This window comes from Amycolatopsis sp. cg13 (assembly GCF_041346965.1).
Taxonomy (GTDB): Bacteria; Actinomycetota; Actinomycetes; order Mycobacteriales; family Pseudonocardiaceae; genus Amycolatopsis.
In genome coordinates, this window is sequence record NZ_CP166848.1 from 1,974,857 (window position 1) to 1,990,081 (window position 15,225).

Genomic DNA, 15,225 nt, shown 5'->3' on the forward strand with positions numbered 1-15,225 from the left:
TCCCCAACCGGCCGCTGCTCGCAACGCACCCGCGACACCGGCCGCGGTGCTGCCGGATCGAGCCCCAGAGGCCGCCCGGCTCGCCTGCCGGCAGCGGCGATTGCGCGGACTCTCGCTGATGCCCCGAGCCCCCAATCCTTGGCCGCGATCGCTCGCGAGGCCCCCGCGAACCGCGCGATCGGAACTCGCGGGGCCGCTCCGCAGCGAACGAAGCCCGCGATCACCCACGAGAGACCCGCGCACCACCCGATCGGAACTCGCAGGGCCGCTCCGCACCGAACGAAGGCCGCGATGGCTCGGAGCCCCGCTCATGCGCCTCTCCTCCGGCAGCCCGCAACGATCAGCCAAGAGGCACCCGCGCACCGCCCGATCGGGACCCACCAGGCCGTCCCGCAGCGGACGGCAGGCCCGCTTCCCCGCATCCGAGCTCATGCCTCGTCACCCCGGCAATCCGCCGCGATGGCCCGCAACGCGTCCGCGAATCCGCGAGCCACCCCCGACACTGTCTCCCGTGTGTGCTGATCCGGCTGGTAGAACCACGAGAACTCCAACTGCCCCTCCCGCACTCCGCCCACCACCTCGAGCGCGTGCAGCGACCGGTTGGCCGGATCCTGGTCCCGCCCCAGCGGCGGGAGCGAGCGCAGGAACAGCCCGTCCCCGGTCCCGGTGTTCTCGCCCTGTCCCAGGTAGTTGAACGCGACCTGCGGAGCAGACCGGCCCAGGTCGGGGAAGCGGAAGGACCGCAGAACCCCGTGTCCGAACCCGTTCCCCGGCACCGCCCGCAACTGCCGCCGGACCGACTTCACCAACTGCCGCCAGCTCGCGGCAGGATCGACTTCCAGAGCGACCGGGAACAGCGTCGTGAACCACCCGACCGTCCGGGTCAGGTCGACGTCGTCCAGGATTTCCTCCCGCCCGTGGCCTTCGAGGTCGACAGCCACCGCGGACTCGCCGGTCCAGCGCGTCAAGGTCCAGGCCAGCGCGGTCAGCAGCACGTCGTTGATCCGAGTCCGATAAGCACCGGGAGCGAGGTGCAGCAGGGCATCGGTGTCCCGCTCGTCCACGCGAATGGTCACCAGGTCCTGCGGCTCCGGAGCAGCATCCACCCGGTCCACCGGAATCCGGCACCCGGGCAACTCCCGGGCCCAATGCGCGCGTTCGCCGTCCAGCGCCCCGGATTCGGCGAACTCCCGCAGCCGCCGTGCCCAGTCCCGGAACGACGTCGTCTTCGGGCCAAGGTCGGGCTTCTCCCCGGCTTCGATCTGCCGGCAGGCCCGCTCCAGGTCCTCCAGCAGGATGCCCCACGAGACGGCGTCCACCACCAGATGGTGCGCGACCAGGAAGAGCAGCGGATTCTCAGCGGCATCCGACAAAAGCGCGCGCAGATGCGGCGGCCGGGCCAGGTCGAAGCTCGCCTGCGCGTCGTCGGCCGCGCGCTCCAAGTCCACTGTGGACACTCGTCGCAGCACCGAACCGGAGTCGACAGGGTCGTTGTGCTGAATCCACCCGTCGGCAGTCTGCTCGAACCGCAGGCGCAGCGCGTCGTGCTGAGCCACCAGCGCATCGATCGCCTGCCGCAGGACCTCCTCGTCCACCGGGCCGTTCAGCTCGATCAGCACAGACTGGTTGAAGTGCGCGGGATTCACCGGCGACGCATCCAGGAACCACCGCTGGATCGGCGTCAGCGGAACCTCCCCGACCACGGCTTCGCGATCCTCCTCGACCGCATCGGCAGGCTGGACCACGCTCGCCAGCTCCGCGACCGTCTGGTGCGTGAACAGGTCTTTCGAGCGCATAGCCAGACCGGCCTGCCGAGCCCGGTGCACGACCTGGATGCTGAGCAGCGAATCGCCGCCGAGTTCGAAGAAGTTGTCTCCTGCGCCGACCCGCGGGATCCCGAGCACCTCGGCCCAGACGTTCGCCAGCAGTTCCTCCAGCTCGGTGCTCGGAGCGACGTACTCGGCGGTCTGCAGCTGCGACAGGTCCGGCTCCGGAAGCGCGGCGCGGTCGATCTTCCCGTTCGGGCTCACCGGAATCTCGTCGAGCGGCACGAACACCGACGGCACCAGGTAGTCCGGCAGCATCTCGCCCAGGAAAGTGCGCAGCTGAGCGGTTTCGCCGACCACATAGGCGACCAACCGCTTGTGCCCGCTTGCTTCCCGAGCCACCACGACAGCATCGCGCACGCCCGGATGCCGCCGCAGCGCCGCCTCGATCTCGCCCAGTTCGACGCGGAAGCCGCGGATCTTGACCTGGTGGTCCACGCGTCCGGCGAATTCCAGGTCTCCCGCCGCCGTCTGCCGGACGACGTCGCCGGTGCGGTACATCCGCGATCCCGGCGGGCCGAAGGGGTTCGCCACGAACCGGTCCGCGGTCAGGCCGGGCCGGGACAGGTATCCGCGGGCCAGCCCGGCGCTGCGGACGTACAGCTCACCGGTCGAGCCGATCGGCACCTGGCGCAGTCCGGCGTCCAGCACGTACGTCTCGGTGTTGCGGGTCGGTTTGCCGATCGGCGGCGGGCCGCCCGGCGACAGCGGTTCGCTCCACGAGACCGCGACCGTGCACTCGGTGGGCCCGTACGCGTTGATCATCCGCCGCCCCGGCGCCCAGCGGGCGACCAGCTCGGCTGGGCAGACATCACCGGCCACGACGACGGTGCGCAGATCCGGCAGCGGCACCTCGGGCACGGTCGCCAGCGCGACCGGCGGGAGCACTGCCTGCGTCACCCGGTTCTCCGCCAGGACTTCGGCCAGGTGCGCGCCCAGCAGCGGCCCCTCCGGCGGCACGACGAGCGCGGCGCCGGCGGGCAGCGACGTGCAGAGTTCGGACACCGCCGCGTCGAAGCTCGGCGAACTGAACGCCAGCACCCGGTCGCCCGGCCGGATCTGGAAATGCTCGATCTCGGCGGCGGAGAACGACGCCAGACCGGCGTTCGGCACCACGACGCCCTTCGGCTGCCCGGTCGAACCGGACGTGTAGATCACGTACGCCGGTTGCGATGGGTCCACCGGGACACCGAGGTTCGTGTCCGAGTACTCGGCGGCATCGAGTTCTTCGTCCACGACGAGGACCGGGTCGGCGTCGCGCAGCATGAACTCGACGCGCTCGGCGGGATAGCCCGGGTCGACGGGGAGGAACGCGGCGCCGGTCTTCGAAATCGCCAGCTCGGCGACGACGAGCGCGGTCGAACGCGGCAGCCGGACGGCGACGATCCGTTCCGCACCAGCGCCCCGGTCGACCAGCAGCCGGGCCAGCTGGTTCGCTCGCGCGTTCAGCTCGGCAAAGGTGATTTCTCCACTGGAAGACAGCAATGCCGGGGCATCGGGCGTCCGCGCGGCCTGTGCTTCGACCAGCTCTGCCAGGGACGCCGTCTGGACCGCCGCGGCGGTGTTGTTCCACCTCCGCAACTGGTCCACTTCGGACTGCGGCAGCAGCGGCAGGGAAGCCATCGGCTCGTCCGGTTGAGCGGCGAGAACGGTCAACGCGGTCAGCAACCGGTCGGCGAGCCGTTCGATCGTCGCTGCGTCGAACAGGCCGGTGGCGTAGTTGATCGCGGCATGCAGCGACCCGCCGTCCTCCTCGAATTGCGCGAGCAGGTCGAACGTCGCGCTCGTCGCGGGCAGGGCGACTTCCTCAGCTACCAACGAACCGCCGCCCGGACGGTCGCCGGTGTTCTGCAGCACCACCATCGCCTGGAACAGCGGCGTCCGGCTCGGATCGCGGACTGGCTGCGCGGCGTCCACCACGCGTTCGAAAGGCACGTCCTGGTGGGCGAACGCGTCGAGCACCGTGTCGCGCACCTTGCCGAGCAAATCACGGAAGGAGCCGCTTGAGTCCACTGTGGACCGAAGGACGAGAGTGTTGACGAAGAAGCCGATCAAGCGTTCCAGCTCGGCCCGTTCGCGGCCGGCGGCCACCGTGCCGACCGCGATGTCCTCCTGACCGCACCACCGCGCCAGCACGACCTGGAAAGCCGCGACCAGCGTCATGAACAGCGTCCCGTGCTGCGCGCCCGCGAGTTCGCGGAGGTTCGCGGCGACCTCGGCGGGGATGTCGAAGCCGAACCAGTCCCCCTCGCTCGTGCGCACCGCGGGACGCGGCCGGTCGGTGGGCAGTTCGAGCGGTGCGAGGCCGGCGAGCCGGTCCCGCCAGTGGTCGAGCTGCTCGTCGAGGTCGGGGCTGTCGAGGAAATCCCGTTGCCAGGCGGCGAAATCCGCGTACTGCACCGGCAACGCGGGCAGCTGCGGCTCCTCGCCGCGGACATAGGCGGAGTAGCAGGTGTCCAGTTCAGCGGCCAACACTCCGGCCGACCAGCCGTCGGTGACGATGTGGTGCAGCACCAGCAGCAGAACGTGGTCGCCGGACTCCTCCCGGAACAACCGGGCGCGCAGCAGCGGCCCGGTGCGCAGGTCGAACGGCCGGAGCGCTTCGCGGGCCAGCACCGCCTCGTCGAAGTCCGCCACCGGGAGCTCGACCGGCGCGGGCTCGTGGATGACCTGGACGGCGTGGCCCTCGATCGCGTCGAAAGTAGTGCGGAGCGATTCGTGCCGGGCGACGATCGTGCTCAATGCCTGTTGCAAGGCAGTAATATCGAGTTCTCCGCGCAGCCGCAATGCGGTGGGCGAAAGGTATTCCCGCCCGCCGGGCTCGAATTCGTCCAGGAACCACAAACGTTGCTGCGCGAACGACAACGGCAGCGCACCGTCTCGGGCGACGACCGGGATCGCTTCCGCATCCGCTTGCCGTGCAGGGATTTCGGCGGCGAACTGGCTGAGCGTCGGGGCGGAGAACAGCATCCGCGGCGACACTTCGACACCGAATTCCGCGCGCACTCGCGAGGTGATCCGCATGCTGAGGATCGAATCGCCGCCGAGTTCGAAGAAACTGTCGTCGGCTCCCACGCGGTCGATTCCGAGGACGTCGGCCCAGATCGCGGCCAGCCGCTGTTCGGCGGCGGTCCGCGGCGCGACGTACTCGGCGGTTCCGGCGCGTCCGGGAGCGGGCAGCGCACGGCGGTCGAGCTTGCCGTTCCGGTTGAGCGGAAGCGCCTCCAGCGACACGAACGCCGACGGGACCAGGTGCTCCGGCAGCCGTTCGCGGGTCCACTCGCGCAGGCCCTGCGCTTCGCCGACGACGTACGCGACAAGGCGGCCTTCACGAGCGATGACGGTGACGTCGGCAATCGCCGGATGCCGCCGCAAGACGGTCTCGATCTCCCCTGGCTCGACCCGGAAGCCGCGGATCTTGACCTGGTCGTCGACGCGGCCAAGGTAGTCGAGCGAGCCTTCGGCGGTCCAGCGGACCTGGTCGCCGGTGCGGTACATCCGCTCCCCCGGCGGGCCGAACGGATCGGCGACGAACCGGTCCGCGGTCAGCCCCGGCCGACCGAGGTAGCCGCGCGCGAGCTGCGGTCCGGCGAGGAACAGCTCGCCGGGCAGGCCGGGCGGCACCGGTTCGCCGGTGTCACCGAGGACGTACGCGCGGAAGTTGGTCAGCGGACGGCCGATCAGCGGCTGCTCCCCGACCACGGGCGCGTGGATCGAGTCGACGGTCGCTTCCGTCGGGCCGTAGTAGTTGTGCCCGGTGACGTCCGCGGCGGCCAGCTGCTTCCACAGCGTTTCGGTGGCCGCCTCGCCGCCGGTGATCACCGTGCGCGGCCGGACTTCGCCGGTCGCCAGCCCGGCGTCCAGCAGCTGCTGGAGGTAGGCCGGGGTGAGGTCGAGCAGGTTGAGCCCGTGCGCGCGAACCTCGCGGACCAGGGCGACCGGGTCGAGCCGGGTGTCGTCGTCCAGCACGTGCAGCTCGTGGCCGTCGATCATGGCCAGCAACGGTTCCCAGGACGCGTCGAAGGCCAGCGACGCGGTGAGCGCCGCCCGTTCCCGGCCGCGGTCGAGGAAGATCGCCCGGTGCGCGACCAGCAGGTTCACCAGCGCGCGGTGCTCCACCACGACGCCCTTCGGCGTGCCGGTCGAGCCCGAGGTGTAGATGACGTACGCGGCGGTGTCCGCGTCCGGTCGCTTCGAAACCGGTGCTGGCGGCGCGTAACTCTCGTCCGGCCTGCCCAGCACGACCACCGGGCGCGCGTCGTTCAGCAGGAAGCGGACGCGTTCCTCCGGCAGGTCCGCGTCGATCGGCAAATACACCGCGCCTGCCTTGAAAATCGCCAAGAACGCGATCACTGCCTCGGCGGAGCGCGGCAGCATGACCGCCACCACCCGCTCCGGCCCAGCGCCCCGCTCGATCAGCTCTTCCGCCAGTTGTGTCGCGCGAGCGTCGACCTCCGCGAAGTCCAGGACGGTGTCGTGAAAGACCAGCGCGGTCTCGTGCGGCATTCGCGCAACGGTCGCGTCGAACACGTCCAGCACCGTCTCCGCCGGGAGATCGGCGGAATCGCCGTGGCCCAGGGCCAGCACCTGGCTTCGCTCGTCAGCGGTGAGCGGCGAGAGCGAGCCGACGCGACGCTCCGGGTCGGCGGCGATCTCCCGCACCAGCTGGGCGAGGTGCGCGGCCAACCGCTGCGCGGTGGATTCGTCGAACAGCTTCGGGTCGTAGGACAGTTCGAGCCCGAGCCGGTCGTGGAGGTAGGCGGTGAGGTTCAGCGGGTAGCTGGTGGTGTCCAGCGATTCGACGTCCAGCACCCGGACGCCGTCCTGCCCGCTGTCTTCGATCGGGTAGTTCTCGAAGACCACCACGCTGTCGAACAACGCCGCGCCCGCCGGCACCCCGGTGAAGGTCTGCAGCTGCGAAAGCGCCAGGAAATCGTACCGGCGCGCGTCCGCCTGCTCGGCCTGGATCGCGCGCAGCCATTCGGCGGCCGACTGTCCATTCCGGACTTCGACCCGCGTCGGGACGGTGTTGATGAACATCCCGATCATCGCTTCGACGCCGGGCAATTCCGGCGGGCGTCCGGAAACCGTGGTGCCGAACAAGACATCCGGCTCGCCGCTGTAGCGCGCGAGCAGCAGCGCCCACGCTCCCTGCACGACCGAGTTGACCGTCAGCGCGGCGGTTTTCGCCATCTCGCGCAACTCCGCCGACTCCTCTGCGGACAGCTCGACCAGCAGCGTCGCCCCGGATTCCGCACGGTGCGCCTCGCGGGGACGGCGGTCGTACGGCAGCGGAGTCGGCGCGGCGAAGCCGTCGAGCACCTCGCGCCAATGCTCCTCAGCCGCGGCCCGGTCCTGCGCGGCCAGCCACGCGAGGTAGTCGCGGAACGGCCGGCGCGGCGTCAGTTTCGCCGGCGTGCCTTCGACAATCGCCGTGTACTGCTCGCATACCTCGCCGAAGACCTGAGCGGCGCTCCAGCCGTCGAGCAGGACGTGGTGCGAGGTCCAGAGCAGCTGCACCTCGTCGTCGGTCAGCCGGGCGATCTCCAGGCGCATCAACGGCGGCGTGGTCAGGTCCATGCCCGCGGCCAGGTCGGCTTCGAGCAGTTTCGCTAGCTCGGCCTGCTGCGCTTCCGGAGCGAGGCCGCGCCAGTCGTGCTGCCCGACCGGGACCCGGACCCCGCGATGGACGCGCTGCACCGGCTCGTCCACGCCGTCCCACACCGTGCTGCTGCGCAGGATCGGCGTCCGGTCCGCCATCCGCTGCCAGGCCTCGGCGAGCGCGCGCGGGTCCCGGATTCCGCCCAGCCGCAGCCGGAACTGGTCGAAGTACGCGCTCGAACCGCTGTCGACCAGGCTGTGGAACACCATGCCCGCCTGCAGTGCGGTCAGCGGGTAGATGTCCTCGACCTCGCGGCCGTCCCCGGCGAGCCGGTCCACCGTGGCCTGGTCGAGCCGGGCCAGCGGGAAGTCCGACGGCGTGCGGCCGCTGGCCGAGGCGCAGTGCGCGATGATTTCCCGCAGCGCTTCGACGGTCGCCTCGGCCAGGCCGCGAACGGTCTCCTCCGCGTGCACCTCTTCCGAGTACTCCCAGGTCAGGTGCAGTTCGCCGGATTCGACCACGCCGACGACGTCCAGCAGGTAGTGGCGGACGCTGTCGGGCGCGGAATCGTGGCCGAGGCTTTCCCCGCGACCCTGGTAAAGCCCGTCCTCGGCGGTCCCGACGTCCCAGCGGCCGTGGTAGTTGAACGAGATCTGCGGGGTCGGGTCATTCCGGAGCGGGGATTCGCTGAGGTAGCGCAGTGCTTCGTAGCCGACGCCCCTGTTCGGGATGGCGCGCAGCTGTTCCTTGACTGACTTGAGGATCGCGTCCCAGCCGTCGCCGGGCACGGTCAGCGCGACCGGGTACTGCGCGGTGAACCAGCCGATCGTCCGGGACAGGTCGAGCGGTGCGGCGACGTCCTCGCGGCCGTGGCCTTCCATCTCGAGCACGACCTGGGACCGGCCCGTCCAGCGCGCCAGCACGCGGGCGAGGGCGCTCAGCAGGACGTCGTTGACCTCGGTCCGGTACGCGCCGGGCACGTCCTGCAGGAGCGCGGAAGTTTCAACCCGGTCAAGGGAAACCGACACCGAGCACGCCGACTCCGCGGTGTTGCGCCCGGAACGGTCGACCGGAAGCTCGGTGTCGACGCCGCGCAGCACACTCGCCCAGTACTCGGCCTCGCCGTCGAGCCCGCCGGTGCGGACGTGATCGGCGAGCGTCCGAGCCCAATGCGTGAACGAGCTGCCGGTCGGTTCCAGCGGCTCGCCCTGGTAGGCCCGTTCCAGGTCGCCCAGCAGGACGCGCCAGGAGACGCCGTCCATGACGAGGTGGTGCGCGGTGAGGAACAGCTGCGGCGAGCGGTCCCGGAAGGTGAACAGGACCGCGCGCCACACCGGGCCGTTGACGATGTCCAAAGAGGTCTGTGCACACACTGCCTCTTCATGCATTGCCGCGACCACGTCGTCCACTTCGGACAGATCAGCGTGCCGCAGGATGTCCGCCGCTTCTGTGGCAATTGGTTCCTGCTGCCAGCTTCCCTCCGCGCGGGAGAACCGCATCCGCAAGGCAGCATGATGGGCGGTGACTTCAGCGATCGCGGCGGTAAGGCGTGAAACGTCCACTGCGGACAGGACAAGGTGGACAGACATGGTCAGCCGCCACGGCTGCGCCAGATGCTCGAACAGCCACGACTGGATCGGCCCGAGCGGCGCGGGTCCGGCCTGCTCCGGCACTGGCGCGACCGGGCCGCCGGTGGTGACGACGCGGCCCAGTTCCGCGATGGTCTGGTGCTGGAACAGATCTTTGGACGTCAGTGTCAGCCCGGCCTGGCGGGCGCGGGACACGACCTGGATGCTCAGGATCGAATCGCCGCCGAGGCCGAAGAAGTTGTCCTCGACGCCGACCTGGTCGACTCCGAGCACTGTTGACCAGACCTCGGCCAGCACGGTCTCGATCTCGGTACGCGGTGCCACGTAACGGTTTTCGACACGCGCGCCGGGTGCGGGAAGTGCGCGGTGGTCGAGCTTGCCGTTCGCGTTGAGCGGCAGTTCGTCCAGCGCGACGAACACCGCCGGGATCATGTGCGCGGGCAGCGAGCGGGCAAGGTACTCGCGCAGCACCGTGGTCCCCGGCACCGTGCCCGTCAGATACGCGACCAGCCGCCGGGCATCCCCGGTGCCGTGCGCGACCGCCACCGCGCCGGTCACGTCCGGATGCGCGGACAGCGCCGCCTCGACTTCGCCCAGTTCGATGCGGAAACCGCGGATCTTGACCTGGTGATCGGCCCGGCCGCGGTAGGCGAGTTCGCCGTCCGCGGTCCAGCACAACAGGTCGCCGGTGCGGTACATCCGGGTGCCCGGCGCGCCGAACGGGTCCGCGACGAACCGGGACGCGGTCAGTCCGGGCCGGTTCAGGTAGCCGCGCGCCAGGCCCGCGCCCGCGACGTACAGCTCGCCAGTGACGCCGGGCGGAACCGGTTCGAGGCAGGCGTCCAGGACGTAAGCGCGCAGGTCAGGGATCGGCACGCCCACCGTCGCGCGGTCGTCGAGCACGCGATACGTCACGTGCACGGTGGTCTCGGTGATGCCGTACATGTTGATCAGCTGCGGTCCGTCCGGATGCCGCCGTCGCCATTCCTCCAGGCGCACCGGATCGAGGGCCTCGCCGCCGAAGATCACGTACCGCAGGCTCAACGGCGCCGATGGCAGCGCGCCGAGCCGGTAGAACGCCGACGGCGTCTGGTTGAGCACGGTCACCCGCTGCTCGGCCAGCAGGGCGAGGAATTCCTCCGGCGAGCGAACCGTGTCGGACGGAACCACCACGAGGCGGCCGCCGTACAGCAACGCGCCCCACAGCTCCCACACCGAGAAGTCGAACGCGTAGGAGTGGAAGAGCGTCCAGACGTCCTGGTCGCCGAAGCCGAACCAGTGGTCGGTCGAGGAGAACAGCCGGGTCACGTTCGCGTGCGGGACGAGGACGCCCTTGGGCACGCCGGTGGAGCCGGAGGTGTAGATGACGTACGCGGTGTTCTCCGGCCGAACCCGCACCGCCGGGTCAGTGTCTGGCAGGCCGTCCGCCGCGATCGTGTCCACGACGCACACCGGCTGCGCGTCGGCCAGCATCGCCTCGATCCGCGCGGGCGGGTAGTCCGGGTCGATCGGCAGATATCCCGCGCCGGACTTCAGCACCGCGAGGATTCCGACCACCAGGTCGGCCGAACGCGACAGCCGCAAGGCCACCAGCCGTTCCGGTCCGGCGCCCTCGGCGATCAGCCTGTGCGCCAAGCGGTTTGCCCGCCGGTCCAGCTCGCGGTAGGTCAGTTCGACGCCTTCGCAAGTCACCGCCACGGCGTGCGGGGTGCGGGCGGCTTGCGCGGCGAACAGCCGGTGCAGCGTCGGTTCCGGAGCCGCGACGGCGGTCGGGTTCCATTCGCGCAGGACGCGGCCGCGCTCGTCGGCGGTGATCCACGGCAACCGGCCGAGCGCCTGGCCCGGAGCAGCGGCGATTCCGGCCAGCAGGATGCGCAGCCAGCTGCTCAGCCGTTCGATCGTGGCCGCGTCGAACAGGTCGGTGTTGTAGTTGACGACCGCGTCGAGCCCCCCGGCGGTCTGCTGGAAGTGGAGCGCCAGGTCGAATCCGGCGGTCACGATCGGCGGCGCGACCTCCTCGACGGCGAGCCCGGGCAGCGCCGGGCGGGCGTCCGGGGTGTTGTGCAGCACGACCATGACCTGGCACAACGGGGTGCGGCTGGGGTCGCGTTCGGGCTGGACGTCGTCCACGACGCGGTCGAACGGCACGTCCTGGTGCGCGAACGCGTCGAGCACCGTCTCGCGGACTTCGCCGAGGAAAGCGTCGAACCCCCGGGTCAAGTCCACAGTGGACCGCAGGACGAGCGTGTTGGCGAAGAAGCCGATCAGGCCTTCCAGCTCGGTGCGTTCCCGGCCGGAGACGACGGTGCCGACCGCGACGTCGTCCTGCCCGGACCATCTCGCGAACAGCAGCTGGCAGGCGGCGAGCAGGGTCATGAAGAGCGTGCTGCCCTGCTGCCGGGACAGCTCCGCGAGCCGCGCGGTGGTGCCGACCGGGACGCTGAACTCGTGCAGCGCGCCGTTCTTCGTGCGGACGGCCGGGCGAGGCCGGTCGGTGGGCAGCTCCAGCGGTTCGAGACCGGCGAGGCGGTGCCGCCAGTAGCTGAGCTGGCTGTCGAAGTCGGTGCGGTTTCGTTGCCAGACTGCGTAATCGGCGTAGTGCACGGGCAGCGGAGGCAGTCCCGGCTCGTCGCCGCGGGTGAATGCGGCGTAGAAGACAGCGAGTTCGCTCAGGAGGACGCCCGAGGACCAGCCGTCGGTGAGGATGTGATGCAGCACCAGCGTGAGCACGTGGTCGTCGGGGCCGAGCCGGGTGAGCGCGGCGCGCAGCAACGGGCCGGTGTGCAGGTCGACCGGTCCGGTCGCGGCGGCCAGCGCGGTGTCCAGGTCTCCGTCCACTGCCTGGAGATCGACGGCGTGCGGCGGGTGGACGATCTGCACGCCGCGGCCGTCGACCGTCGCGAAGGTCGTGCGCAGGGACTCGTGCCGGGCCACCAACGCGGTGAGGGCCTGGTTCAAAGCAGGCACGTCCAGGTCGCCGCGCAACCGCAGGGCGGTCGGCGAGACGTACTCGGTGCTGCCGGGGTCGAATTCGTCGAGGAACCAGAGTCGTTGCTGGGCAAAGGAAAGCGGTGCTTCGAACGGTCCGTCGCCGCGAGGCAGGAGCGGGATCGCTTCCTGCGGCGCGGAGGCGGCGGGCAACTGTGCGGCCAGCAGCGCCGGGGTCGGCGCGGTGAAAACGAGCCGCGCGGGGACATCCGCGCCCAGTTCGGCACGCAGCCGCGCGACCACCCGGATGCCCAGCAGCGAATCGCCGCCGAGAGCGAAGAAATCGTCTTCGACGCCGACGCGTTCCAAGCCGAGCACCTCGGCCCACACGTCGGTCACCAGCTGTTCCCGCTCGTCTCGCGGGGCGACGTACTGCGCTGACGCGGAAATCTCCGGTTCCGGGAGCGCCCGGCGGTCCAGTTTGCCGTGCCGGGTCAGCGGAAGCTGATCGAGGTGCACGAACACCGACGGCACCAGGTGCGCGGGCAGCACCTTAGCCAATCCAGTCCGCAAGTCAGCGGGCTCGCCGGCGACATACGCGACGAGTCGGCCGTCGCGCGCGTCCACGGCCGCATCGACCACACCCGGCTGGGCGCGCAATGCGGTCTCGACCTCGCCGGGTTCGATGCGGAAGCCGCGGACCTTGATCTGGTCGTCGGTCCGGCCGAGGTGCTCCAACCGGCCATCGGCGGTCCAGCGGGCGCGGTCGCCGGTCCGGTAGAGGCGAGTTCCGGGCGCGCCGAAGGGATTCGCCACGAACCGGTCGGCGGTCAGGCCCGGTCGACCGAGGTAGCCGCGCGCGAGCTGGGCTCCGGTGAGGCAGAGTTCGCCGGGGACTCCGGCCGGGACCAGCCGGAGCTGGTCGTCGAGGACGTATGCGCCGACATTCCCGAGTGGACGGCCGATCGACGGCCGGTCTCCGGTCACCCGAGCCCACGTCGCGTCCACAGTGGACTCTGTCGGGCCGTAGTAGTTTCCGGCGGCTACCCCGGATCCGGCCAGTTCGTGCCACAGGCTCTCGCCGACGGCCTCGCCGCCGACCATCAGGAACTCCGGACGCTGCGCGCCGGCAAGCAGTCCGGCGGGCAGCAATTGCCGCAGGTAGGACGGAGTGACGTCGAGGAAGCCGATGCGCTCGTCGCGGACGTACCGGGTCAGCGCGGCCGGGTCGAGCCGGGTTTCGTCGCTGATCAGGTGCAGCTCGTGCCCGTCCGCCAGCAGCAGCGGGCCTTCCCACGACGTGTCGAACGACAGCGACGCCGTCAGTGCCACCCGCAACCGCTCGCGGCCGAACGCCGCGCGGTGGTTGACCAGAACGTTCATCAGGGCCGCGTGCTCCACCACGACGCCCTTGGGCGTGCCGGTGGAACCGGAGGTGTGGATGACGTAGGCGGCGTCCGACGGCCGCGGCGCGGCGGGGCGCGGACCGTCGGTGAACCCGCCGATGCGGTCCAGCACCACCACCGGCTTCGTGTCGGCCAGCAGCACCTCGATCCGCTCGGCAGGGAGGCCGGGATCGATCGACTGGTGCACCGCCCCGGCCTTGAGCACGGCGAACAGCGCGATGATCGCGTCGGCCGAGCGCGGGAGCAGCACGGCGACCACCCGGTCCGGCCCCGCGCCCCGGCCGGCGAGATCCGCGGCGAGCACGTCGGTGCGGGCGGCGAGTTCGGCGAAGCTCAGCCGGACGTCGCCGCAGACCAGCGCGGTCGCCGTCGGCTGGGTCCTGGCCTGGTGGTCGAGGAGGTCGACGATGGTGCCGTCCGGGACGTCGATGACCGGGCCGCGCCAGCCGAGCAGCTGGGCTCCCTCGGTCTCGGTGGTCAGTGCCACGTCGGCGATCCGGCGGCCCGGGTCGGCGCCGACCCCGGCCAGCAGCCGCAGCAGGTGCGCGATCAGCCGGTCGATCGTCCCGACCTCGAACAGTTCGGTGCTGTATTCCACGAGCCCGGCGAGGCGGCCGTCGGATTCCTCGAACTCGACGGTGAGGTCGAAGTTGGCCGAATCCCGCGTCACCCCAGTCGGTTCGGCGGCCAGGCCCGGGAAAACTGGCCCGGCGCCCGCGTTGTGGAGCAGCACCATGACATCGAACAACGGGTTGCGACCGGGGTCCCGTCCCGCGTGCACAGCGTCGACCACTTCCTCGAACGGCACGTCATCGTGGGCGAAAGCGTCGAGAACGGTCTGCCGCGCTACCGCCAGGTGGTCGGCGAACGACGCGGACCGGTCCACTTCCGAACGCAGGACGACGGTGTTGACGAAGAATCCGACGACCTGCTCCAGCTCCGGACGGTCCCGGCCGGAGACGACGGTGCCGAGCGCGATGTCGTCCTGACCGGTGTAGCGCGCGAACAGCGCCTGGCAGGCCGCGAACAGCACCGTGAACAACGTGGTTTCCGAGGTCCGCGCCAGGTCCGCGAGCCGGCGGGCCACGTCCGCGGGGACGCCGAACTCGCGCACCGCACCGGCCGTGCTGCGGGCGGCCGGACGCGAACGATCGGTCGGCAATTCGAGCGGCGTCACTCCGGTCAGCTGCCGGGTCCAGTGCGCCAGCCCGGCCGCGCGAGTCGGGCGATTGTGCTGCCACAGCGCGAAATCCGCGTATTGCAACGGCTGCGGCGGCAGGTCCGCGCGCTCGCCATCGCGGTAGAGGAGGCCGAGTTCTTCGGTCAGCACTCCCATCGACGCGCCGTCCGTGGCGATGTGGTGCACACACACCAGCAGCACATGCTCAGCCAGGCCAAGGCGCACGAGCACCGCGCGCAGCAACGGCCCGTGCGTGAGATCGAACGGCCGCGAGTACTCCGCCTTCAGCACAGCGTCGAGGTCGTCCGGCGCGGCGTCCACTACCGGAATCGCCACCTCATACGGCGGCTGGACTAGCTGCGCCGGTTCGCCGTCGACCTCTTGGAAAGTCGTGCGCAGCGGTTCATGCCGAGCGACCAGCAACCGCAGCGCCGTCGCCAACGCCGCGACATCCAGCTCACCGTTCAACCGCAAGGCGAACGCGCTGTTGTACTCGGGATCATCCGGACGGAGCTGGCTGAAGAACCACAGCCTGCGTTGCGCGGACGACAAGGGCACGGGGCCGGAACGGTCGGCTGCGGCCGGGATCTCCGGCGCGCGGCCGGCCGTTCCGGCCATCCGGCGGCGCAGCGCTTCCTGCAGGTGAGCGGGCAGCGCCGCGATGCGGTCCTCACGGGACGACGTCATGGGGAGT

At 70.6% G+C, this 15,225-nt stretch carries 1 protein-coding gene; it reads right to left on the reverse strand.

Going from position 1 to position 15,225, the window contains the following annotated elements:
• Positions 1-428: 428 nt before the first annotated feature.
• Positions 429-15,218: a non-ribosomal peptide synthase/polyketide synthase gene (locus tag AB5I40_RS08800; RefSeq protein ID WP_370937944.1), complete on the reverse strand. Its 14,790-nt coding sequence runs from the start codon at positions 15,216-15,218 to the stop codon at positions 429-431.
• Positions 15,219-15,225: the final 7 nt, after the last annotated feature.

Excerpts from the sequence above, each read along its gene's own strand:
- AB5I40_RS08800 (WP_370937944.1), bottom strand. The coding sequence starts at position 15,218 with ATGACGTCGTCCCGTGAGGACCGCATCGCGGCGCTGCCCGCTCACCTG.